Source organism: Terracoccus sp. 273MFTsu3.1, from assembly GCF_000383675.1.
Lineage (GTDB): Bacteria > Actinomycetota > Actinomycetes > Actinomycetales > Dermatophilaceae > Terrabacter.
In genome coordinates this window covers 103,947-126,512 of sequence record NZ_KB911823.1, presented here as the reverse complement: position 1 = coordinate 126,512, position 22,566 = coordinate 103,947, and the positions used below count along the sequence as shown (strand labels likewise).

General features: G+C 70.4%; 16 protein-coding genes and 1 tRNA gene. 2 read left to right on the top strand and 15 right to left on the bottom strand.

Features of this window, described 5'->3' with window-relative positions; all coding sequences use genetic code 11:
* Positions 1–21 precede the first annotated feature (21 nt).
* Entirely contained in the window at positions 22–1,311 is a 1,290-nt protein-coding gene (locus H283_RS25165) for a lipopolysaccharide biosynthesis protein (RefSeq protein WP_020144047.1), read from the top strand.
* Positions 1,312–1,374: 63 nt separating this feature from the next.
* Here the strand turns inward: H283_RS25165 and polA are convergent, their stop codons facing one another.
* On the bottom strand, positions 1,375–4,050 hold the full coding sequence (gene polA, locus H283_RS0113470; RefSeq protein ID WP_020144046.1) for a DNA polymerase I: 2,676 nt from the start codon (positions 4,048–4,050) through the stop codon (positions 1,375–1,377).
* A 77-nt stretch (positions 4,051–4,127) separates the two neighbouring features.
* On the opposite strand from polA, the gene H283_RS0113465 reads away from it, so the two are divergent.
* A complete protein-coding gene (locus tag H283_RS0113465; RefSeq protein ID WP_020144045.1) occupies positions 4,128–4,565 on the top strand; it encodes a PaaI family thioesterase in 438 nt (145 codons plus the stop codon).
* Positions 4,566–4,593: 28 nt separating this feature from the next.
* Here the strand turns inward: H283_RS0113465 and H283_RS0113460 are convergent, their stop codons facing one another.
* The 14 genes from H283_RS0113460 to trpB all read right to left on the bottom strand — a co-directional run bounded on the left by H283_RS0113460 (position 4,594) and on the right by trpB (position 22,565).
* The gene (locus H283_RS0113460) at positions 4,594–5,175 is read right to left on the bottom strand and encodes a GNAT family N-acetyltransferase (protein ID WP_156023192.1); all 582 of its coding nucleotides are present in this window, start codon (positions 5,173–5,175) and stop codon (positions 4,594–4,596) included.
* 203 nt (positions 5,176–5,378) lie between these two features.
* Positions 5,379–6,098: an ATP-binding cassette domain-containing protein gene (locus H283_RS0113455; protein WP_020144043.1), complete on the bottom strand. Its 720-nt coding sequence runs from the start codon at positions 6,096–6,098 to the stop codon at positions 5,379–5,381.
* Positions 6,088–7,005, bottom strand: coding sequence for an ABC transporter ATP-binding protein (locus H283_RS0113450; RefSeq protein WP_020144042.1), 918 nt, complete (start codon positions 7,003–7,005; stop codon positions 6,088–6,090). Before H283_RS0113450 ends, H283_RS0113455 begins: the two co-directional genes overlap by 11 nt.
* The gene (locus H283_RS25160; protein ID WP_020144041.1) at positions 6,998–8,146 is read right to left on the bottom strand and encodes a branched-chain amino acid ABC transporter permease; all 1,149 of its coding nucleotides are present in this window, start codon (positions 8,144–8,146) and stop codon (positions 6,998–7,000) included. Before H283_RS25160 ends, H283_RS0113450 begins: the two co-directional genes overlap by 8 nt.
* Positions 8,143–9,132 (bottom strand): branched-chain amino acid ABC transporter permease, encoded by a 990-nt coding sequence (locus H283_RS0113440; RefSeq protein ID WP_020144040.1) that lies wholly within the window; start codon positions 9,130–9,132, stop codon positions 8,143–8,145. The genes H283_RS25160 and H283_RS0113440 overlap by 4 nt, the downstream gene beginning before the upstream one ends.
* Before the next feature lie 111 nt (positions 9,133–9,243).
* Positions 9,244–10,386 carry a branched-chain amino acid ABC transporter substrate-binding protein gene (locus H283_RS0113435; RefSeq protein WP_156023191.1) on the bottom strand — a complete coding sequence of 381 codons (1,143 nt, stop codon included), beginning with the start codon at positions 10,384–10,386 and terminating at the stop codon, positions 9,244–9,246.
* 151 nt (positions 10,387–10,537) lie between these two features.
* Positions 10,538–11,239: a response regulator gene (locus H283_RS25155; protein ID WP_020144038.1), complete on the bottom strand. Its 702-nt coding sequence runs from the start codon at positions 11,237–11,239 to the stop codon at positions 10,538–10,540.
* Positions 11,240–11,343: 104 nt separating this feature from the next.
* Positions 11,344–11,426, bottom strand: a tRNA-Leu gene (locus H283_RS0113425).
* A 137-nt stretch (positions 11,427–11,563) separates the two neighbouring features.
* On the bottom strand, positions 11,564–13,021 hold the full coding sequence (pyk, locus tag H283_RS0113420; protein WP_020144037.1) for a pyruvate kinase: 1,458 nt from the start codon (positions 13,019–13,021) through the stop codon (positions 11,564–11,566).
* A gap of 184 nt (positions 13,022–13,205) precedes the next feature.
* Positions 13,206–14,663: a glutamate synthase subunit beta gene (locus H283_RS0113415; protein ID WP_020144036.1), complete on the bottom strand. Its 1,458-nt coding sequence runs from the start codon at positions 14,661–14,663 to the stop codon at positions 13,206–13,208.
* Complete coding sequence (gltB, locus tag H283_RS0113410; protein WP_028785576.1) at positions 14,656–19,221, bottom strand: glutamate synthase large subunit; 4,566 nt, start codon at positions 19,219–19,221, stop codon at positions 14,656–14,658. The genes H283_RS0113415 and gltB overlap by 8 nt, the downstream gene beginning before the upstream one ends.
* Positions 19,222–19,423: 202 nt before the next feature.
* Positions 19,424–20,512 carry a prolipoprotein diacylglyceryl transferase gene (gene lgt / locus H283_RS25150; RefSeq protein WP_020144034.1) on the bottom strand — a complete coding sequence of 363 codons (1,089 nt, stop codon included), beginning with the start codon at positions 20,510–20,512 and terminating at the stop codon, positions 19,424–19,426.
* Positions 20,509–21,309: a tryptophan synthase subunit alpha gene (gene trpA / locus H283_RS0113400; RefSeq protein ID WP_020144033.1), complete on the bottom strand. Its 801-nt coding sequence runs from the start codon at positions 21,307–21,309 to the stop codon at positions 20,509–20,511. Before trpA ends, lgt begins: the two co-directional genes overlap by 4 nt.
* Entirely contained in the window at positions 21,306–22,565 is a 1,260-nt protein-coding gene (trpB, locus tag H283_RS0113395; RefSeq protein ID WP_043649458.1) for a tryptophan synthase subunit beta, read from the bottom strand. The genes trpA and trpB overlap by 4 nt, the downstream gene beginning before the upstream one ends.
* Position 22,566: the final 1 nt, after the last annotated feature.

Here is a 22,566-nt window from a genome sequence, read left to right as displayed (position 1 = left end):
GTGACGGGCTATCCTCGGCCCGTGACCGACCCCTCGCGACGCCGCGACGCCCTGCGAGGGGGCCTCGTCATCGCCGTCGCCACCGGCCTGATGAACGCCGCGACCTACGGCTTCACGCTCATCGGCGCCCGGCGTCTCGGTCCCACCGGCTACGGCGCGTTCGCCGCCATGCTCGGCCTCGTCATCGTCGTCAACGTGGTCTCGCTCGGCCTGCAGGCCACCGGCGCCCGGCGCATCGCGTCGACCCCGGGTGACCGTGGTGTCATCGAGGCGCGGGTCATGGCGGTCTCGGTGCGCTGCGGGGCCGCGCTCGCTGCCGTGTGCCTCGTCGCTGCACCCCTCGTGGCGAGGGCGCTCTCGCTCGACTCGTGGCTGACGGCCGCGCTGCTCGCCGTGCCCGCCTTCTGCTTCTCCGTCATGGGTGGCCAGGCCGGCATCCTGCAGGGCGAGGAGCGCTGGCTCCCCCTCGCCGCGGTCTTCGTCTCGCTCGGTGTCGCACGCATCGTCATCGGGAGCGTCGCCCTGTCGGTGTCGGCGACGCCCTTCTCGGCCACCCTCGGCGGCATCGCCCTCGCAGCGGTGGTCCCGCTCGTCGTCGGTGCCGTCGCGCTGCGCCGCACGGCGGTGGCGGTCGCCGGGACGTCCACGGCACCTGCCACCGGTCGCACGCACTCCCGGGTGCTGCGCGAGGTCGTCCTCAGCGCGCACGCCCTCTTCGCCTTCTTCGCGCTGTCGACCGTCGACGTCGTCGTCGCCCGGATCGTCCTCGACGAGCACGAGGCCGGCCTGTACGCGGCCGGGCTGATCCTCGCCAAGGCGGTGCTCTTCCTTCCCCAGTTCGTCATCGTCATCGCCTTCCCGGCGATGGCCCGCCACGGAGCCGACCACCGGCTGCACCTCTGGGGGCTCGGTGTCGTCGTCGCAGTGGGTGGGGTCGTGGCCCTCACCGCAGCGGCCCTCCCGGGGATCGCCGTCGTCTTCGTCGGCGGCCACGCGTACGCCGAGGTGGCGGGCTCCCTGTGGGCCTTCGCCGCCGTCGGCACCGTGCTCGCCGCCGTGCAGCTGCTCGTCTACAGCGCGCTCGCCCGTCGGCACCAGCGGTCGATCGGGCTGCTCTGGGTGGCGCTCGCGGCCATCTCGGCGGGCTCCCTGCTCGTGCACACGGGGAGCGGCCTGCTGACCCTCGTCTGCGCCGTCGACGTCAGCCTGCTGGCCGCCCTCGTCGTCATCACGCGCCGTGACGACGTGACCCAGCGGGACCGCTTCGACGGGCTCGACACGAAGGCCGCCGAGGCCGTCGCCCCACTCTGACGACAGGCTCGACCGGGTCGGCCCGGTGGCCGGCGCCCGGTGTGCCGGACCCCGGCGCTTGGCTCAGTGGGCCGCGTCGTGCCAGGAGTGTCCGACGCCGACGTTGATGTCGAGTGGCACGTCGAGCTCGGCGGCGTGCCCCATCTCGTGACGCACGAGCTTCTCGACGTCGTCACGCTCGCCCGCGGCGACCTCGAGGACGAGCTCGTCGTGGACCTGGAGCAGCACACGCGACTTCGCGCCGGCATCGGTGAGCGCACGGTCGACCCCGATCATGGCGACCTTCATGATGTCGGCGGCCGAGCCCTGGATCGGGGCGTTGAGGGCCATCCGCTCGGCCATCTCGCGGCGCTGGCGGTTGTCGGACGTCAGGTCGGGCAGGTAGCGCCGGCGCCCGAACATCGTCGCGGTGTAGCCGGTCCCGCGCGCCTCGGCGACGACCTCCTTGAGGTAGTCGCTGACGCCGCCGAAGCGCTCGAAGTAGCCGTCCATGAGGCCCCGGGCCTCCTCGGTGCTGATGGTCAGCTGCTTGGACAGCCCGAAGGCCGAGAGGCCGTAGGCGAGGCCGTAGGACATGGCCTTGACCTTGGAGCGCATGGCCGACGTGACGTCGTCGGGCTCGACGCCGAAGACCTTCGAGCCGACGAAGTTGTGAAGGTCCTCGCCGGTGCGGAAGGCCTCGATGAGCCCCTCGTCGCCGGACAGGTGCGCCATGACGCGCATCTCGATCTGGGAGTAGTCGGCCGACATCAGCGAGTCGTAGCCGTCACCGACGACGAAGAGCTCGCGGATGCGACGCCCCTCCTCGGTGCGGATCGGGACGTTCTGGAGATTGGGCTCGGTCGAGCTGAGCCGGCCCGTCGCGGCGATGGTCTGCAGGTAGGTCGTGTGGATGCGGCCGTCGTCGGCCACCGACTTCTGCAGGCCCTCGACCGTGACCCGCAGGCGTGCGGCGTCGCGGTGGCGCAGCAGCGCCTCGAGGAACGGGTGCTCGGTCTTGGTGTAGAGGTCGGACAGCGCGTCGGCGTCGGTCGTCCACCCGGTCTTGGTCTTCTTCGTCTTGGGCAGGTTGAGCTGCCCGAAGAGGACCTCCTGCAGCTGCTTCGGCGACCCGAGGTTGACGTCACGGCGCTCGATGGCGTCCCACGCGTCCTCCTGCGCCTGGGCGACCTTGGCGGCGAAGTCGCCCTCGAGCGACTCGAGCCCCGGCACGTCGACGGCGATGCCGGTGCGCTCCATGCGGGCGAGGACGCCGACCAGCGGGATCTCGACCTCGGCGAGCAGCTGCTCGCCACCGGTCGCGGCCACCTGCTCGTCGAGGACCTCGGCGAGGTCGCGCACCGCGGTCGCGCGCACCATCTCCTTCTGGGCGGCCACCTCGTCGGCGTCACCGCCGAAGTCGAGCATGCCCTGGCCGTCGGTCGGGGCGGCACCGCTCAGCTCTCGGTGGAGGTTGCGCAGCACGAGGTCGTCGAGGTGGTAGGTGCGCTGGTCGGGCTTGACGAGGTATGCCGCGAGCTGGGTGTCGCTCGTCAGCCCGCCGAGCGTCCAGCCGCGGGCGCCGAGGGCCTCGATCGGGCCCTTGGCGTCGTGCATGGCCTTGGGCCGGGCCGCGTCCTCGAGCCAGTCGCCGAGCGCGGCCTCGCCCTCGGGGGTCAGGGTCTGCAGGTCGATCCACGCGGCGCTGCCGTCAGGCGCGGCCACCGCGACGCCGCTCGCGTCACCGGTCCCCCGGGCCCACGTGCCGGCCACGGAGAGCCCGGCGCGCTGGTCGGACGCGAGGTGTGCGGCCACCCAGGCCGGCACGGCCTCTGGCGCGACGGTCTCGCCGTCGACGTCGAAACCCTCCTCGGCCTCGGGGGCCGCGGCCTCGACGGTGGCGAAGAGGCGGTCGCGGAGCACGCGGAACTCGAGGCCGTCGAAGACGGTGTGCACCTCCTCGCGGGCCCACTGGGTGCGCTGGAGGTCCTCGACGTCGACGCCGACGGGGCTGTCCTTGACGAGCTGGTTGAGGCGGCGGTTGCGGAGCACCTGGTCGAGGTGGTCGCGCAGCGACTGCCCGGCCTTGCCGGGGATCTTGTCGATGCTCGCGACGATGCCGTCGAGGTCGCCGTACTGGGTGATCCACTTCGCTGCGGTCTTGGGGCCGACTCCGGGCACGCCGGGCAGGTTGTCGGAGGACTCGCCGACCATGGCCGCGAGGTCGCTGTAGCGGGTCGGGGGGACGCCGTACTTCTCCTCGACCTCGGTCGGGCCCATCCGCCACACCTCGGACACCCCGCGGACGGGGTAGAGGATCGTCACCCGGTCGGAGACGAGCTGGAAGGTGTCGCGGTCGCCGGAGCAGATGAGGACGTCGATGTCCTTGGCCTCGGCCTGCGTGGCGAACGTCGCGATGATGTCGTCGGCCTCGTAGCCGTCGAGCTCGACGTAGCGGATGCGCAGCGCGTCGAGGATCTCCTTGACGAGCGGGATCTGGCCCTGGAACTCGTCGGGCGTGCGCGCACGACCGGCCTTGTACTCGGCGTACTCCTCGGTGCGGAACGACTGTCGCGCCTTGTCGAAGGCGACGACGACGTGCGTCGGCTCCTCGTCGCGCAGCATGTTGATGAGCATCGAGGTGAAGCCGTAGACGGCGTTGGTGTGCTGCCCCGTGCTCGTCGAGAAGTTCTCGGCAGGGAGCGCGAAGAACGCGCGGTAGGCCAGCGAGTGTCCGTCGAGAAGGAGAAGTCGGCTCACACGGCAACCCTAGTGGCGGCCACCGACGGCGTGAGCCGGGGCACCGGGTGCGCGGGAGGGCGGCATACGATCCCGGCATGACTGACTCTTCGACGCAGGCGCCCGGTCAGACCCTCGACGACATGCGGTCGATGGCCGAGGGGACGCTCCTCGAACGGATGCACATCGAGATGACCGAGGTCTCCCCCGAGCGCCTCGTCGCGACGATGCCCGTCGCCGGAAACACCCAGCCGTACGGGCTGCTCCACGGGGGCGCGAGCGTCGTGCTCGCCGAGACCCTCGGCTCCATCGGCGCCCAGATCCATGCTGGCCCGGGCCGCGTGGCCGTCGGGCTCGACATCAACGCGACGCACCACCGGGCCGCCCGCTCGGGCGTCGTGACCGGGACGGCGACGCTGCTCAGCGCCGGCCGCACCCTCGTCAGCTACGACGTCGTCGTCACCGACGAGGAGGGCAAGCGCGTCTGCACGTCGCGCATCACCTGTCTGCTGCGCGACGCGGCGCCGGGGGCCTGAGGCCCCGGGCATCGGCCCGGGGCAGGCCTCAGCCGGCGATCTTCGGGTCGTGCCGCGGCGCCCGGGCGCGCAGGTCACGACGGCGCTGGAGCAGGTCGAGCGAGACCCGCTGGGGACGGGGCTCCCCGGCCAGCTTGCGCTGCATCGTCGCGGACGTCGCGACGCGCCGCACGGTCTCGGGCGCGAAGCCGAGCCGTGCGAAGAAGCGGTTGGCCTCGCGGTCCCCCGCGGGCACCGAGCTGGCCAGGTGCTCGCAGCCCTGGCGGTCGGCGTAGCGGCCCGCGGCCGTGAGCAGCGACCGCCCGACGCCCTGACGGCGGAAGTCGGGGTGGACGAAGAGCATGTCGATCGAGACGCACGGGGAGTCGACGAGGAGGCTGCGCGTCGAGTCGGCGAGGACGACGTAGCCCGCGGGACGCCCATCGAGGGACGCGATGAAGGCGCAGATGTCATTGCGCTGCAAGGCATTTCGCAGGGTTCCGTCGAGCGCCAGCCGCTGCGCCGCCTCCGGGGTGGTGCCACCCTCGATCCGGTGCGTGATCCACAGCTCGATGAACTGCGAGTGCAGGCTCTCGTCGACCCGCTGCACCGAGACCAGTGCTCGACCCATCATCCCTCCCGTTCCTGCCCCGAGGTCACCCGGCAGACACTACGACCAACGAGGCCCCGGCGGAAGGGCAACGCGAAGGTGCACAGCGAGCGGACGGGGCGCCACGACCGTGGTCGTGGCGCCCCGCCTTCGGAATCCGTAGCCTGCGCTCCCTGGGCCGGGAGGCCGTGCCGGACGTCGCCGGACGTCGCCGGAAGGCTCCCCTAGACGTCGCCGCCGAGGTAGGCGGCCTTGACGGCCGGGTCGTCCGCGAGGTCCTTGCCCGTGCCCTCACGGACGATCTCGCCCGTCTCGAGGATGTAGGCGCGGTGCGACCTCTTGAGCGCCTGGGCGGCGTTCTGCTCGACGAGCAGCACCGTGGTGCCCTGGCTGTTGATCTCCGTCACGATGTCGAAGATCTGCTTGATCAGCTTCGGCGCGAGACCCATCGACGGCTCGTCGAGGAGCAGCAGCTTCGGCTTGGCCATGAGCGCCCGGCCCATGGCCAGCATCTGCTGCTCGCCACCCGACATCGAGCCGGCAGCCTGGTTGCTGCGCTCCTTGAGCCGCGGGAAGAGCTCGAAGACGCGATCGAGGTCGTCCTTGACGGCCTTGCTCTTGCGGTCCGGACGGGCATACGTGCCCATCTCGAGGTTCTCCATGACCGTCATGCCGACGAAGCACCCGCGGCCCTCCGGCGACTGCGAGATGCCGAGGACCGGCCGCTCGTGGGAGGGCAGGTGCGTGATGTCCTTGCCGTCGAAGACGACCGAGCCGGCTCGCACGGGACGCAGTCCCGAGACCGTCTTCATCGTCGTCGTCTTGCCGGCGCCGTTGGCCCCGATGAGGGTGACGATCTCGCCCTCGTCGACCGTGAAGCTGATGTCGCGGATGGCCTCGATGCGTCCGTAGTTGACGCACAGGCCGTTGACCTCAAGAAGCATCTTCCTCATCAACTCCCAGGTAGGCGGCGATGACCGCCGGGTTGTCGCGGATCTCCGCGGGCGAGCCCTCGGCGATCTTGCGGCCGAACTCGAGCACGACGATCCGGTCGGTGACGCCCATGACGAGCTTCATGTCGTGCTCGATGAGCAGGACCGTGTAGCCCTGGTCGCGGATCGTGCGGATCAGCTCCATGAGCTTGGCCTTCTCGGCCGGGTTGAAGCCCGCCGCCGGCTCGTCGAGGCACAGCAGCTGCGGGCTCGTGGCCAGGGCACGCGCGATCTCGAGGCGACGCTGGTCGCCGTACGGGAGGTTGCGGGCCAGCTCGTCGGCCTTGCCGTCGAGCCCCATGAAGGTCAGCAGCTCGATGGCGCGGGCGTAGCCCTGCGCCTCCTCCCTGCGGTGCTTCGGGAGCCGGAACATCGCCGAGACGACACCGGTCGAGTGGTGCGCGTCGACCCCGACGAGGACGTTCTCGAGCGCCGTCATGTTGGCGAAGAGACGGATGTTCTGGAAGGTGCGCGCGATGCCCAGCTTGGTGATCTGGAACTTCTTGCGCTTGCCCAGCGGCTTGCCGAGGTAGCGGACGCCACCGGAGGTGGGCTGGTAGACGCCGGTCATGACGTTGAAGCACGTCGTCTTGCCGGCACCGTTGGGGCCGATGAGACCGAGGATCTCGCCCTTGTTGATGTGGAAGCTCACCTCGTTGAGGGCCACGACACCGCCGAAGCGGAGGGTGACCTCGTCGACCTCGAGCAGTCGCTCGCCCTCGGACACGACGGGAACGCCGATGTCCTCGGGGGCGATGTCGACGTCGGGGTTGATCTCGGTGACCTCCTCGGCCGGGTCGGCGAGCGTGCGCTCGACGGCCGGCTCGTCACCCGTGGTGGGCGGGGTCGGGTCAGACATGGGCATCTCCTTCCTCGAGGACGGCCTGTCTCTCGTCCGCCCGCTTGGCGCGGACCGTACGCCTCGGAGGCAGCAGGCCCTGGGGGCGGAAGATCGCGAGCAGCATGAGTGCGAGACCGAAGACGAGGACGCGGAAGTCCGCGAACTCACGGAAGCGCTCCGGGAAGTAGCTGACCACGATCGCACCGACGATGACACCCCAGCGGTTCCCGGCGCCACCGACGACGACCGCCGCCAGGAACAGGATCGAGAGCAGCAGCTGGAAGCTGTCGGGTGAGATGAAGCCCGCCTTGGTCGCGAAGAGTGCACCCGAGAGACCACCGATGGCGGCACCGAGCGCGAAGGCGAGCAGCTTGAACCGGAAGGTCGGCACGCCCATGAGCTCGGCGGCGTCCTCGTCCTCACGCGTGGCCTCCCAGGCACGACCGACCCGGCTGCTCTTGACGAGGATGTCGAAGAGCAGGACGAGCGAGATGACGCCGAGGGCGAGCCAGTAGTAGGGCACGAAGTCGTTGATCCCGAACTTGAGGAAGGTCGAGGTCGTGTCGAGGTCGACGACCGGCGCACCGCTGCTCCAGTCGATGCTCGGGACCTCGAACAGCTCGAAGCTGGGCGGCTTCGGGATGTCGGAGATGCCCTGCGCGCCGCCGAGCCACTCGGAGTTGACGAGGGTGAGCCGGACGATCTCGCCGAAGCCGAGCGTGACGATGGCGAGGTAGTCGCCGCGCACGCGCAGGGTCGGGGCACCGAGGATGATGCCCGAGATCATGGCGATGACGATCGCGATCGGGACGACGACGACCCACGCCATGTGGGCGTGCTCCGAGGTCAGGACGCCGATCGTGTAGGCGCCGATCGCGTAGAACCCGACGTAGCCGAGGTCGAGCAGTCCGGCGTAGCCGACGACGATGTTGAGGCCGAGGGCGACGAGGACGTACGTCGCGACCGTGAAGAGGACGCCACCGAAGTCGGAGCCCTCGGTCGTGATGAACGGGATGTTGAGCAGCGGGAGGAGGAACAGGAAGATCGCGAAGAGCACCCAGAGGAGGATCTTGACGGCCTTCGGCAGGTTGTTGACCCGCTCCCTGAAGCGCGGTGAGGCCGGCTTGCGTGCCGCGGGGGTCGACGTCGTGGTGCTCATGCGCGCGCCTTTCCGAGGGACTCACCGAGCAGGCCGGTGGGTCGGAAGAGCAGGATGAGGATGAGGAGCACGAAGGCCACGACGTCCTTCCACTGCGAGCCGACGATGGCGGACCCGTAGTTCTCGGCCAGTCCGAGGATGAAGCCACCGAGCAGCGCTCCGCGCAGGTTGCCGATGCCGCCGAGGACGGCAGCGGTGAACGCCTTGACGCCGAGGGTGAAGCCGGCGTCGTAGCGGGTGATCCCGATCTTCAGCATGTAGAAGACGGCAGCGGCGCCGGCCATGACACCACCGACGAGGAACGTCACCTGGATGACGCGGTCGCGGTTGACGCCCATGAGGGCGGCGGACTCGGGGTCCATCGCGACGGCGCGGATGCCGCGGCCGAGGCGCGAGCGCTTCACGAACTGGTCGAGGATGACCATGATGGCGATGGCGCCCACGATGACGAAGACGTCGACGTTCGTGACGTGGTAGCCACCGATCGTGAAGATCGGCTGCGGCGAGATGATCGTCGGCAGGCCCGCGTTGTTGCGCGAGTTGCGGACGTAGTCACGAAGGTTGTCGTCGAGGCCGACCCAGGCCGTGATGCGGCTGCGCAGGCCCATGATCTCGGCGAGGACGAACGAGGCGCCGATCGCCGAGATGAGCGCGATGAGCGGTGGTGCGTTGCGTTTGCGCAGTGGCCGGTAGGCCACCCGTTCGAGCAGGACGGCGATGAAACCGGACATCGCCATGGCGGCGACGAACATCATCGCGACCCAGAAGACGACCTGCCCGACCCCGGCACCGGGCCGACCACCGAGGAGCATGACCACCCACAGCGCTGCGAAGGTGCCGTACATGAACACCTCGGAGTGGGCGAAGTTGATGAGGCGAAGGACGCCGTAGACGAGCGTGTATCCGAGCGCGACGAGCGCGTAGACCGCGCCGATCGTCAGCCCGGTGATGGTGTAGGCGAAGAAGTTGTCGATGAGGTTCTGCATCCAAGACCTCCTGGGCCGGGTGCGGTGGGCGGGATCAGGGCTCGAGCGCCAACCGAACGAGGGGCGGTCGGAGCGTACTGCTCCGACCGCCCCCCTTCGTTGACGAACGCGTTACTTGATCTCGCCGACGGAGACGATCTTGCCGCCCTCGACCTTGTAGGCGAAGACCTTGATGTCGGCCGACTCGCCCTTGGCGTCGAACTTCAGCTGCTTCGTGACGCCCTTCTTGTCGTAGGACTTGACGAAGTCGACCATGCTCGAGCGGTCCTTGCCGGCGGCGATGCCGTCGAGCAGGATCGTGGCGGAGTCGTAGCCCTCACCGGAGTAGGTGTTGGGGTCCTCGTTGTACTTCGCCTTGTACGCGGCCTGGAAGTCCGGCGCCACGTCGGCGGGGACGCACGGGCAGGTGATGACGGTGCCCTCGGCGGCGTCCTTGGCGTTGTCGATGAAGGACTGGTCCTTGACACCGTCGGCCACGACGAACGTGCCCTTCCAGCCGGCGTCGCGCAGCTGCTTGATGAGCGGCGCGGCCTCGGGCGAGTAGCCACCGAAGAAGAGGGCGTCGGCACCCGAGCTCGTCACCTTCGTGACGGAGGCGCTGAAGTCGGTCTGCTTCTGCTGGATGGTGTCGTTGCCGACGACCTGCGCGCCGAGGTCCTGACGGACGATGTCGGCCAGGCCCTTGCCGTACTCGGACGCGTCGTCGATGACGAAGGTCTTCGTCGACTTGACGGTGTCCTTGATGTACTTGGCGGCCGCGGGGCCCTGGGTGGCGTCGTTGCCGAGGGCGCGGAAGAAGGTCTTCCAGCCGTTGTCGGCGAGCTTCGGGTTGGTCGCGGACGGCGTGATCGTCACGAGGCCTGCCTCGTTGAACGCCGGGTCGGCGGCCTTGGACTCACCGGAGAACGCGGGGCCGACGATGCCGACGACCTTCTTGTCGTCGATGGCCTTCTTGGCCAGCGCCGGAGCCTGCGTCGGGTCACCCTGCGAGTCGTAGTTCTCGAGCGTGACCTTGCAGTCACCGTGCTTCTTGTTGTAGTCGTCGAGGGCGAGGTTCACGCCGTTCTGGATGTAGATGCCCAGGTTGGCGTTCGGGCCGGTGAGGGCACCGAACATGCCGATCTTGTAGTTGCCGCAGGCTGCAGCACCACCGCTGGCGGCAGGTGTAGCAGTGTCGCCACCCTTGGTGCCACAGGCGCCGAGGGCAAGCGCTGCGACCGCGAGCGGCACAGCGAACTTGAGGGTAGAACGCACGGGTGTCCTCCTGATGTCACACATCCCTCGGTCGAGGGCTGTCTGGAGACTAAGCCCCACCCTGCGCCGGGGTCACGAGAAACTCGCGATGAGTGACCGTGTCGTGACCTGTTCGGACCGGGTTGCCGGACGATGTGCGGCCGAGCGTGCGTCAGGACGCCGGAAAGCCGTTGATGACGGCCTCGGCGACCTCCTTCATCCCGAGTCGGCGGTCCATCGCGGTCTTCTGGATCCAGCGGAACGCGTCGGACTCGCTCAGCTTGAGCTGGCTCATGAGCACGCCCTTGGCGCGGTCGACGAGCTTGCGCGTCTCGAGCCGCTCGCCGAGGTCGGCGATCTCGGCCTCGAGGGCCTTGAGCTCCTGCCAGCGCGACGTCGCGATGTCGATGGCGGGTCGCAGGTCGTCGGCGGTGAACGGCTTGACGATGTAGGCCATGACGCCGGCGTCGCGGGCCCGCTCGACGAGCTCGGTCTGCGAGAACGCGGTGAGCATGATGACGGGGCACAGCTTGGCCTCGTGGAGCTGCTCGGCGGCCGAGAGCCCGTCGAGGACGGGCATCTTGACGTCCATGATGACGAGGTCGGGCCTGACCTCCTTGGCGAGCTCGACGGCCTGCTCGCCGTTGCTCGCCTGGCCGACGACGTCGTAGCCCTGCTCCCCCAGCATCTCGACGAGGTCGAGACGGATGAGCGCCTCGTCCTCGGCCACGAGGATGCGGGTGGCGCTGCCGACCGGCGCCGCGTTGCCGGCGTCCTCGGGTGCCGGCGTCGCCTCGGCGGCGGCCGGGGCCGCGGAGGCCTCGGCGGCGGTGGCGGGGGTCGGCCTGGGGGTCGTGCTCTCGTCAGTGCTCACGGGCAAAGCGTAGCCGGGGCCACGTTTCCGGCGCGTTTCGGGACCGTCATCCCCGCGTCGCGGTGGGCCCGGGGCCGGCCGTGGGGGTCACGGGCGGCCAGCGGTGCCGAGGGCGGGACTCGAACCCGCACGGCCTTGCGGCCAGAGCATTTTGAGTGCCCCGTGTCTGCCATTCCACCACCCCGGCCGGAGTGCCGCGCCAGCATACCCGTGACGACTGGGGAGCCGCGTCCGGTGGCCGCCCGCCCCTCCCCCGGACGCAGGTATGCCGCCGGGCCGGGCCCGGCGGCATACGTGGTCTCTCGATCGTGCGGTCGGACGAGCTCAGCTCGTGACCTCCTCCGGCCGGTAGGCCGGGGCGGCCCGGTTGACCGCGTCGCCGACGCGGTGGACGCGCAGCGCGTTCGTCGAGCCGGGGATGCCGGGGGGCGAGCCGGCGACGATGACGACGCGGTCACCCTCGGCGATGCGGCCCTCGGGGATGAGCTTGAGGTCGACCTGCATGGCGAACTGGTCGGTGTGGTGCATGCGCGGCACGAGGTAGGTCTCGATGCCCCAGACGAGCGCGAGGCGCGAGCGGACGCGCGGCTCGGAGGTGAAGGCCAGCATGGGCAGCCGCGGACGGATGCGGGCCATCCGCGTCGCCGAGCCGCCGGTCTCGGTGAAGGTGATGAGGAACTTCGCCCCGACGACCTCGCCGATCTCGGCCGCCGCCTTGGTGACCGCACCGCCGACCGTCTTGGGGTTGGTCTTCATCGGGGCGATCTTGTCGTAGCCGTGGACCTCGGTGGACTCGATGATCCGCGCCATGGTGCGCACGGAGTCGATCGGCCAGGCACCGACGGACGTCTCGCCGGAGAGCATGAGCGCGTCGGCGCCGTCGAGCACCGCGTTGGCGGCGTCGGAGGCCTCGGCGCGGGTCGGACGGGGGTTCTCGATCATCGACTCGAGCACCTGCGTGGCGACGATGACCGGCTTGGCCTCGCGGCGGGCCAGCTCGATGGCGCGCTTCTGCACGAGCGGCACGTCCTCGAGGGGCATCTCGACGCCGAGGTCCCCGCGGGCGACCATGATGCCGTCGAACGCCGCGACGATGCCCTCGAGGTTGTCGACGGCCTGCGGCTTCTCGATCTTGGCGATGACCGGGATGCGCTCGCCGAACTCGTCCATGATCGCGTGGACGTCGACGATGTCGTCGGCCGAGCGCACGAACGACAGGGCGATCATGTCGACGCCGAGGCGCATCGCGAAGCGGAGGTCCTCGCGGTCCTTGTCGGACAGGGCGGGGACGCTGACGGCCACGCCGGGCAGGTTGATGCCCTTGTTGTTGCTGACCTGGCCGCCGATGACCGTCTCGGTGAGCACGTCGGTGTCGGTGACCTCGACCGCGCGCAGCATGACCTTGCCGTCGTCGATGAGCAGCACGTCGCCGGGAGTCACGTCACCGGGCAGCCCGTCGTAGGTGGTGCCGACGATGCTGTCGTCGCCGTCGACCTCGCGGGTGGTGATGGTGAAGCGCTGGCCGGGGCTCAGCGTCACCGGACCGCCGGAGAAGCGCCCGGTGCGGATCTTGGGGCCCTGGAGGTCGACGAGGATGCCGACGGCACGTCCCGACGCGTCGCTCGCGGCGCGGCAGTCGCGGTAGACCTGCTCGTGCACGGAGTGGTCACCGTGGGAGAGGTTGAGACGGGCGACGTCCATGCCGGCGTCGACGAGGGCGCGGAGCTGGGTGGGCGATGAGGTCTTGGGTCCGATCGTGCAGACGATCTTGGCGCGACGCATGGTTCAACCTTATGGGTGCTGTGACGTGGGTCACCACGCGGGTTCGTCCTGTGGGACGCCCCGCGGCGTCGTCGGCGCGGGATCCGTTGTGGCTCAGGGTGATCATGAGCGTATGCCGTGTCGCCGGGGTGGCGACACGGCATACGTCCGGGTGTGGCGGGGTGGCCGGATGCCGGCCGGGCGGTCAGACGGTGATCGGGCGGTCGCTCGGGCCGATCGGTCGCGGGAGCGAGCTCGAGCCGGTGAGCCAGGCGTCGACGCCGGCGGCGGCGGCGCGGCCCTCGGCGATGGCCCAGACGATGAGCGACTGGCCGCGGCCGGCGTCGCCGGCGACGAAGACGCCGGGGACCGAGCTCATGAAGTTCTTGTCCCGCCGGACGTTGCTGCGCTCGTCGAGGTCGACACCGAGCTGCTCGACGACACCCGGACCCTGTGGGCCGAGGAAACCCATCGCGAAGAGGACCAGCTGGGCCGGGATCTCGCGCTCGGTGCCGGGCTTGGACGTCGGGCGGCCGTCGACGAACTCGACCTCGGTCAGTCGCAGGGCCGCGACGTTGCCGTCGTCGTCGCCGACGAACTCCGTCGTGCTGACGGCGTAGAGGCGCTCGCCGCCCTCCTCGTGGGCGCTCGCGACGCGGTAGAGCATCGGGTAGGTCGGCCACGGCTGGTTGCCGGGGCGGTCCTCCCCCGGCTGCGGCATGATCTCGAGGCTCGTGACGGACGCCGCGCCCTGTCGGTGGGCGGTGCCGATGCAGTCGGCACCGGTGTCACCGCCGCCGATGACGATGACGTGCTTGTCGGTGGCCAGGATCTGGCTCTCCACCGGCTCGCCGAGCGCAGCCCGGTTGCCCTGCGGGAGGTAGTCCATCGCCTGGTGGATGCCGCCGAGCTGACGGCCGGGGACGTCGAGGTCGCGCGGGACCGTGGCCCCGAGCGCGAGCACGACGGCGTCGTAGCGGTCGCGCAGCTGGCGACCGGTGATGTCGACCCCGACGTCCATCCCGTTGCGAAAGCGGGTGCCCTCGGCCGTCATCTGGTCCAGACGCCGGTCGAGGACCGACTTCTCCATCTTGAACTCGGGGATGCCGTACCGCAGCAGACCGCCGGGCTTGTCGGCGCGTTCGAAGACGGCGACCGTGTGGCCGGCGCGCGTCAGCTGCTGCGCGGCCGCCAGCCCGGCCGGGCCCGAGCCGACGACGGCGACCGTCTTGCCCGACAGCCGCTCGGGCGGAAGCGGCTTGACGAGACCCTCGTCGAAGGCGCGCTCGATCGTCGTGACCTCGACCTGCTTGATCGTCACGGCCGGCTGGTTGATGCCGAGCACGCACGCCGTCTCGCACGGTGCCGGGCAGAGGCGGCCGGTGAACTCCGGGAAGTTGTTCGTCGCGTGGAGCCGCTCGATGGCGTCGGACCAGTCCCCGCGCCAGGCGAAGTTGTTCCACTCGGGGATGAGGTTGCCGAGGGGACAGCCGGAGTGGCAGAACGGGATGCCGCAGTCCATGCAGCGGCCGGCCTGCCGCTGGAGCTGGCCGAGCTCCTGCTCCTCGTAGACCTCCTTCCAGTCCCGGATGCGCACGGGGACGGGACGGCGGGCCGGGAGCTCACGCTCGCGGGTGGTGAGAAAGCCTTGGGGGTCAGCCACGGGAAGCCTCCATGATCCGGTTCCACACTTCGGGTCCGTCGAGGTCGAGGCCTTGCACCTCGGCCTCGGCCCGGACGTCGAGGACACGCTGGTAGTCGCGCGGGAGCACGAGCGTGAAGCGGTCGCGCGCGGCCGCCCAGTCGTCGAGCAGGGCCTGCGCGACGGGCGACTCGGTCCACCTGACGTGGCCCTCGAGCAGCTCGCAGAGCGGCTCCTCGTCGTCGGGCCGCAGCGGCATGAGGTCGACCATCTCGCGGTTGACGAGGTCGGCGTCGAGGTCGAGGACGTAGGCGACACCACCGGACATGCCTGCCGCGAAGTTGCGCCCGGTCCGGCCGAGCACGACGGCCGTGCCACCGGTCATGTACTCGCAGCCGTGGTCGCCGACACCCTCGACGACCGCGTGGGCGCCGGAGTTGCGCACGCAGAAGCGCTCGCCGACGATGCCGCGCAGGAAGAGCTGCCCGGTCGTCGCGCCGTAGGCGATGACGTTGCCGCCGATGACGTTGTCCTCGGCCACGAGCGTGGCGTCGCGGTGCGGACGGACGGCGACACGGCCACCCGACAGGCCCTTGCCGACGTAGTCGTTGGCGTCGCCGAACAGCTGCATCGTGACGCCCGCCGGCAGGAAGGCGCCGAAGGACTGTCCCCCGGATCCGGTCATCGTCAGCTCGATCGTGTTGTCCGCGAGACCGTGCGGGTGCGCCTTGGTCACGTGGTGGCCGAGCATCGTGCCGACGGTGCGGTTGACGTTGCGCACCGCGATCTCGGTGCGCACCGGCTCGCCGGACTCGATGGCCGACAGGGCGCGGCTCAGCAGCTCGTTGTCGAGCGCCTTGTCGAGACCGTGGTCCTGCGTGGCCGACTGGTGGAGCGTGCCACCGGTCGGGTTGTCGGCCACGGCGAGGATGGGGCTGAGGTCGAGGCCGGAGGCCTTCCAGTGCGCGATGGCCTTGTCGAGGTCGAGGCTGCCGACCTGGCCGACGGCCTCCTCGATCGAGCGGAAGCCGAGCGAGGCCAGGTGCTCGCGCACCTCCTGCGCGATGTACTCGAAGAAGGTCTCGACGAACTCCGGCTTGCCGGAGAAGCGCGAGCGCAGCTCGGGGTTCTGGGTCGCGATGCCGACCGGACAGGTGTCGAGGTGGCAGACGCGCATCATGATGCAGCCCGAGACGACGAGCGGCGCGGTGGCGAAGCCGAACTCCTCGGCGCCGAGCAGCGCGGCCACGACGACGTCGCGACCGGTCTTGAGCTGCCCGTCGACCTGGACGACGATGCGGTCGCGCAGGCCGTTGAGCACGAGGGTCTGCTGGGCCTCGGCCAGGCCGAGCTCCCACGGCGCGCCCGCGTGCTTGAGCGAGGTGAGCGGCGAGGCGCCGGTGCCGCCGTCATGGCCGGAGATGAGCACGACGTCGGCGTGCGCCTTGGACACGCCGGCCGCGACGGTGCCGACCCCGATCTCGGAGACGAGCTTGACGTGGATGCGCGCCGCCGGGTTGGCGTTCTTGAGGTCGTGGATCAGCTGCGCGAGGTCCTCGATCGAGTAGATGTCGTGGTGCGGGGGCGGCGAGATGAGCCCGACGCCGGGCGTCGAGTGCCGCGTCTTGGCGACCCACGGGTAGACCTTGTGCCCGGGCAGCTGGCCGCCCTCGCCGGGCTTGGCGCCCTGCGCCATCTTGATCTGGATGTCGTCGGAGTGGGTGAGGTAGAGGCTCGTCACGCCGAAGCGTCCGGACGCGACCTGCTTGACGGCCGAGCGCCGCTCGGGGTCGAGCAGGCGGTCGATGTCCTCGCCGCCCTCGCCGGTGTTGGAGCGGCCGCCGAGGTGGTTCATCGCGATCGCGAGGGTCTCGTGAGCCTCCTTGGAGATCGAGCCGTAGCTCATCGCGCCGGTGTTGAAGCGCTTGACGATCTCGCTGACCGGCTCGACCTCCTCGATCGGCACGGGCAGGCGCCCCGTGACCCCGGTCGGCCGGAAGCCCATGAGGCCACGCAGCGTCATGAGGCGGGACGTCTGGTCGTCGATGCGCTCGGTGTACTGCTTGAAGATGTCGTAGCGGCGCTGCCGCGTCGAGTGCTGGAGGCGGAAGACCGTCTCGGGGTCGAAGAGGTGTGGCTCGCCCTCGCGGCGCCACTGGTACTCGCCACCGACCTCGAGGGTGCGGTGCGGCTGGTGGACGCCGTCCGGCGGGTAGGCCCGGGCATGCCGCTCGGCCGCCTCGCGGGCGATGACGTCGAGGCCGACACCGCCGAGCTGGCTGACCGTGCCGGTGAAGTAGCGGTCGACGAGTGGCTGGGCCAGGCCGATGGCCTCGAAGACCTGGGCGCCGCGGTAGGAGGCGACGGTCGAGATGCCCATCTTGGACATGACCTTGAGGACACCCTTGCCGAGCGCCTTGATGAGGTTGGCGACGGCCTTCTCGGGCGTGACGCCCTCGATCTCGCCCGCCCGGACGAGGTCCTCGACGGTCTCCATCGCCAGGTAGGGGTTGACGGCGGCGGCGCCGAAGCCGATGAGCAGGGCCACGTGGTGGACCTCGCGCACGTCGCCGGCCTCGACGAGCAGACCCACCTGGGTGCGGGTCTTCTCGCGGATGAGGTGGTGGTGGACGGCAGCCGTGAGCAGCAGCGACGGGATGGGCGCGAGGTCACGGCCCGAGTCCCGGTCGGAGAGCACGACGAAGCGGGCACCGCGCCGGATCGCCTGCGAGACCTCGGCGAAGATCTCCTCGAGGCGGTCGCGCATGGCGGCCGCTCCCCCGGTGACGTCGTAGAGGCCACGGACGACGTGCGTGGCGTAGCCGGGCAGGTCGCCGTCGGCGTTGATGTGCACGATCTTGGCGAGCTCGTCGTTGTCGATGACGGGGAAGTCGAGGACGAGCTGGCGGGCGTGGCTCGGGGAGGCCGACAGCGCATTGCCCTCGGGGCCCATGTACGTACCGAGTGAGGTGACGAGCTCCTCGCGGATCGCGTCGAGCGGTGGGTTGGTGACCTGCGCGAAGAGCTGGGTGAAGTAGTCGAAGAGCAGGCGCGGCCGCGAGGACAGGACGGCGATGGGCGTGTCGGTGCCCATCGAGCCGAGCGCCTCGCCACCGGACCGGGCCATCGGCGTCAGGAGGATGCGCAGCTCCTCGGCGGTGTAGCCGAAGGTCTGCTGGCGGCGGGCGACCGAGGCGGCCGTGTGCACGATGTGCTCACGCTCGGGGAGGTCCTCGAGGCGGATGAGACCCGCGTGCAGCCACTCGGCGTACGGCTTGGCCGCCGCGAGCTGGCTCTTGATCTCCTCGTCGCTGACGATCCGGCCGTGCTCGGTGTCGACGAGGAACATCTTGCCGGGCTGCAGCCGCCCCCGCTGGACGATGGTCCTCGGGTCGAGCTCGAGCACGCCGGACTCCGACGCGAGCACGACGAGTCCGTCGTCCGTGACCGTGTAGCGGCCGGGTCGCAGGCCGTTGCGGTCGAGGACCGCTCCGACGAGCGTGCCGTCGCTGAAGCAGACGTTGGCCGGACCGTCCCACGGCTCCATGAAGGTCGAGTGGAACTCGTAGAAGGCCTTGCGGGCGGGGTCCATCGTGGCGTGGTTCTCCCACGCCTCGGGGATCATCATGAGCACGGCGTGCGGGAGCGAGCGGCCACCGAGGTGGAGCAGCTCGAGCACCTCGTCGAAGCTCGCCGAGTCGGACGCCTCCGGCGTGCAGACGGGGAAGATCCGCTCGAGGTCGCCCGGGATGATGTCGGACGTCAGGAGGCTCTCGCGGGCGTGCATCCAGTTGCGGTTGCCCTTGACGGTGTTGATCTCGCCGTTGTGGGCGATGAATCGGTACGGGTGCGCGAGGGGCCACGACGGGAACGTGTTGGTCGAGAAGCGCGAGTGCACGAGGGCGAGCTCGCTCTTGAACCGGTGGTCGGACAGGTCGGGGAAGAACGGCTCGAGCTGGCCGGTCGTCAGCATGCCCTTGTAGACGATGGTGCGGGAGCTGAGCGAGGCGAAGTAGACGTCGACCTCGTGCTCGGCGCGCTTGCGCAGGCAGAAGGCGAGCCGGTCGAGACCGAGGGCCACCTGGCGGCCGATCGAGCTGCTGACGAAGAGCTGCTCGAAGAACGGCATGCAGTCCCGCGCGACCGTGCCGACGAGGTCGGCCTCGACGGGGACCTCGCGCCAGCCGAGCACCTTGAGGTTCTCGGCGACCGCGATCTCCTCGATGCGCGCCTTGGCGGCCGCGCGCTCGATGGGGTTCGGGGGCAGGAAGGCGATGCCGGCGGCATACGCCCCGCTGTTGGGGAGGGTGAAGGGGACGGTCGCCCGGAAGAACTCGTCGGGGATCTGCGTCAGGATGCCCGCTCCGTCACCGACGAGCGGGTCGGCGCCCGTGGCACCCCGGTGGTCGAGGTTGCGCAGCGCCGTGAGGGCGTGGTCGACGATGTCGTGACCTGCCGTCCCCCGCATCGTCGCGATGAGGGCGACGCCGCAGGCGTCGTGCTCGAACTCGCGTCGGTAGAGACCGGAGTTCTCCGGGTGTGCACTGAAGAGGGCACGGGTGCGGGTGTGCGGCGGCATCTTCACCGTCCTTCTGCTGGGTCCCAGGCGGGCGACCGCGACGGGGCCACGCGACATGACTGAGGGCATGTGGACGGCACTGGCCACAGGCGTTGCTGACGACGATATCGGAGGGACCGCTCGTCCTACCTGTTGATACGGCGGATTCCGAATCGTGAGACGCCGTGCTCACGTCCACGGTCGGGACGTGACGCAGACCGCATCAGGACTGCGCCGGACGGTCCGCCTTCGCCTCGGTGCCCACGGTGTCGTTCGGCCGGTCCGAGCCGGTCTGCACCGAAGGATCTTCGGGGTCACCGGCGCCCGGCTCGTCGGCCTGCTCGTCGGCCCGCGCGTCGGCCGGCCCGCCGTCCGCCGCCTCGTCCGCCTGGTCGCCCGCGCCGTTCGCGCCCGCCGGGGTCGGCTCGTCCGGTGGGACCGGGACCGGGGGCTGCTCCATCCGGGCGAAGTGCCGCCACAGGTAGACGCCGAGCAGGAACACGAGGATCGAGACCCACGTGTTGACGCGCTGACCGAGGATGAGGTTGGCCGAGTCGGTGCGCATGTTCTCGATGACGATGCGGCCGATGGGGTAGCCCATGACGTAGGCGGCGAAGACCTGCCCGGCCTTGAGCTGGCGATGACGGCCGAGCCAGATGAGGAAGGCCGCGAGCAGCAGGCACCAGAGGGCCTCGTAGAGGAACGTCGGGTGGAAGTAGCCCTTGACGACGGGGTTGCCCTGGCCGTCGACGACGGCTCGCCCGAGGGAGGTGTCCCACTCGTAGATGCGCAGCCGCCACGGCAGGTCGGTGGGCGCGCCGTAGATCTCGTTGTTGAACCAGTTGCCGAAGCGGCCCATGGCCTGGGCGATCGCGAGCCCGGGCGCGGCGGCGTCGACGAAGTCGCGGAAGGCGACGCCGTTCTTGCGGCAGCCGATCCACGCGCCGACGGCGCCGAGCGCCACGGCGCCCCAGATGCCGAGGCCGCCCTCGTAGATGGCGAACGCCTTCCACGGCTGGCCGTTCTCGCCGAAGTACGGCTGCGGCGTCGTGATGAGGTGGTAGATGCGTCCACCGACGATGCCGAACGGCACCGCCCACGCGGAGATGTCGATGGCGACGCCCTTGCGGTGGCCGCGGGCCTCGAGCCGCTTCTGCGTCAGCCAGACCGCGACGACGATGCCCGCGAGGATGCACAGGGCATAGCCGCGGATCGGCAGCGGGCCCAGGTGCCAGACCCCGACGCTCGGCGACGGGATGTCGGTGGGCAGGACGGCGCCCAACGCCGCCGGGACCCCGGCGAGGAGGCTCATGACCGACCCCGGCGGACGCCCTCGGCGAGCTCGCGGGCGAGGGAGCCGAGCGCCTCGAGGCCCTGCTCGTCGGAGTCGGCCTCGGTGAGGCAGCGCACGAGCGCCGATCCGACGATGACGCCGTCGGCGTAGCGGCCCACCTGGGCGGCCTGGTCGCCGGTGGAGACGCCGAGCCCGACGCAGACGGGCAGGTCGGTGTGCTCGCGGGTGCGCGAGACGAGGGCGTCCGCGGCCACGCCGACACTGGCGCGGGCACCGGTGACGCCCATGACGGCGGTCGCGTAGACGAAGCCCCGGCACTGGGAGGTCACGGCCTCGAGGCGCTCGGGCGTCGAGCTCGGCGCCACGAGGAAGACCTTGTCGAGGTCGTGGGCATCGGCAGCGGCGATCCAGTCGCCGGCCTCGTCGGGGATGAGGTCCGGCGTGATGAGCCCGGCTCCCCCGGCAGCGGCGAGGTCGGCGGCGAAGCGCTCGACGCCGTAGCGCAGGACCGGGTTCCAGTACGTCATGACGAGCGCACCCGCGCCGGCCGCCGAGACCTCGCGGGCCGCGGTGAAGATGTCGGTCAGGTGCACGCCGGCCGCGAGGGCCCGCACGGCAGCGTCCTGGATGACGGGGCCGTCCATGACGGGGTCGCTGTAGGGCACGCCGATCTCGACGATGTCGACGCCGGACTCGACGAGGACCTTCATCGCGGCGATCGACCCCTCGACCGAGGGGAAACCGACGGGGAGGTAGCCGATGAGGGCCGCGCGGTTGTCTGCACGGCACTTCTCGATGACGGTGGCGACGCTCACTGCTGCTCCCCCATGCCCTTGGCGCCGTCGTCGTCCGGCAGGCGCGGCGAGCCGTCGTCGTCGATGAGGCCGAACCACTCGGCGGCCGTGTGGACGTCCTTGTCGCCGCGCCCCGAGAGGTTGACGAGCAGGACGGCGTCGGGTCCGAGCTCGCGCCCGACCTTCATGGCGCCGGCGAGCGCGTGCGCGCTCTCGATGGCGGGCAGGATGCCCTCGGTGCGCGAGAGCAGCGAGAAGGCCTCCATGGCCTCGACGTCGCTGATCGGGCGGTACTCCGCGCGCCCCGACTCGAGCAGGTGCGCGTGCTCGGGTCCGACGCTGGGGTAGTCGAGCCCTGCCGAGACGCTGTGCGACTCGACCGTCTGGCCGTCCTCGTCCTGCATGACGTAGGTGAAGGCGCCGTGGAGCACGCCGGGGATGCCGGCCGAGAAGCGCGCCGCGTGCTTGCCGGACTCGACGCCCTCGCCGCCCGCCTCGAACCCGATGAGCCGGACCGAGCGGTCGTCGATGAAGCGGTGGAAGATGCCCATCGCGTTGGAGCCGCCGCCGACGCAGGCGAGGACGGCGTCGGGCAGCCGACCGACGAGGTCGAGCACCTGCTGGCGCGCCTCGACCCCGATGACGCGGTGGAAGTCGCGGACCATCTCGGGGAAGGGGTGCGGCCCGGTGACGGTGCCGAGGACGTAGTGCGTGGTGTCGACGTTGGCGACCCAGTCGCGGAACGCCTCGTTGACGGCGTCCTTGAGCGTCTTGCTGCCGTTGTCGACCGCGACGACCTCGGCGCCGAGCAGGCGCATCCGTGCGACGTTGAGCGCCTGGCGCTCGGTGTCCTTGCGACCCATGTAGACGACGCACTCGAGACCGAGCAGGGCGGCCGCCGTGGCCGTCGCGACGCCGTGCTGGCCGGCGCCCGTCTCGGCGATGACGCGCGTCTTGCCCATCCGCTTGGTCAGGAGGGCCTGGCCGAGGACGTTGTTGATCTTGTGCGAGCCGGTGTGGTTGAGGTCCTCGCGCTTGAGGATGACGCGCGCCCCGCCGCAGTGCTCCGCGAAACGCGGCACCTCGGTGATGATGCTCGGCCGCCCCGTGTAGGTGCGCTGGAGACGCTCGAGCTCGCCGACGAACTCCGGGTCGACGACGGCCTTGCGCCAGACCTCCTCGAGCTGCTCGAGGGCGGGGATGAGCGCCTCGGGGACGTAGCGTCCGCCGAAACCGCCGAAGCGGCCGTATGCCGGCACGTTGGATGTCGTGGTCATG

Coding starts and splice junctions, on each gene's coding strand:
- H283_RS0113465 (WP_020144045.1), top strand. CDS start 4,128: ATGACTGACTCTTCGACGCAGGCGCCCGGTCAGACCCTCGACGACATG.
- H283_RS0113460 (WP_156023192.1), bottom strand. CDS start 5,175: ATGGGTCGAGCACTGGTCTCGGTGCAGCGGGTCGACGAGAGCCTGCAC.
- H283_RS0113455 (WP_020144043.1), bottom strand. CDS start 6,098: ATGCTTCTTGAGGTCAACGGCCTGTGCGTCAACTACGGACGCATCGAG.
- H283_RS0113450 (WP_020144042.1), bottom strand. CDS start 7,005: ATGTCTGACCCGACCCCGCCCACCACGGGTGACGAGCCGGCCGTCGAG.
- H283_RS25160 (WP_020144041.1), bottom strand. CDS start 8,146: ATGAGCACCACGACGTCGACCCCCGCGGCACGCAAGCCGGCCTCACCG.
- H283_RS0113440 (WP_020144040.1), bottom strand. CDS start 9,132: ATGCAGAACCTCATCGACAACTTCTTCGCCTACACCATCACCGGGCTG.
- pyk (WP_020144037.1), bottom strand. CDS start 13,021: ATGCGTCGCGCCAAGATCGTCTGCACGATCGGACCCAAGACCTCATCG.
- gltB (WP_028785576.1), bottom strand. CDS start 19,221: ATGCCGCCGCACACCCGCACCCGTGCCCTCTTCAGTGCACACCCGGAG.
- lgt (WP_020144034.1), bottom strand. CDS start 20,512: ATGAGCCTCCTCGCCGGGGTCCCGGCGGCGTTGGGCGCCGTCCTGCCC.
- trpB (WP_043649458.1), bottom strand. CDS start 22,565: ATGACCACGACATCCAACGTGCCGGCATACGGCCGCTTCGGCGGTTTC.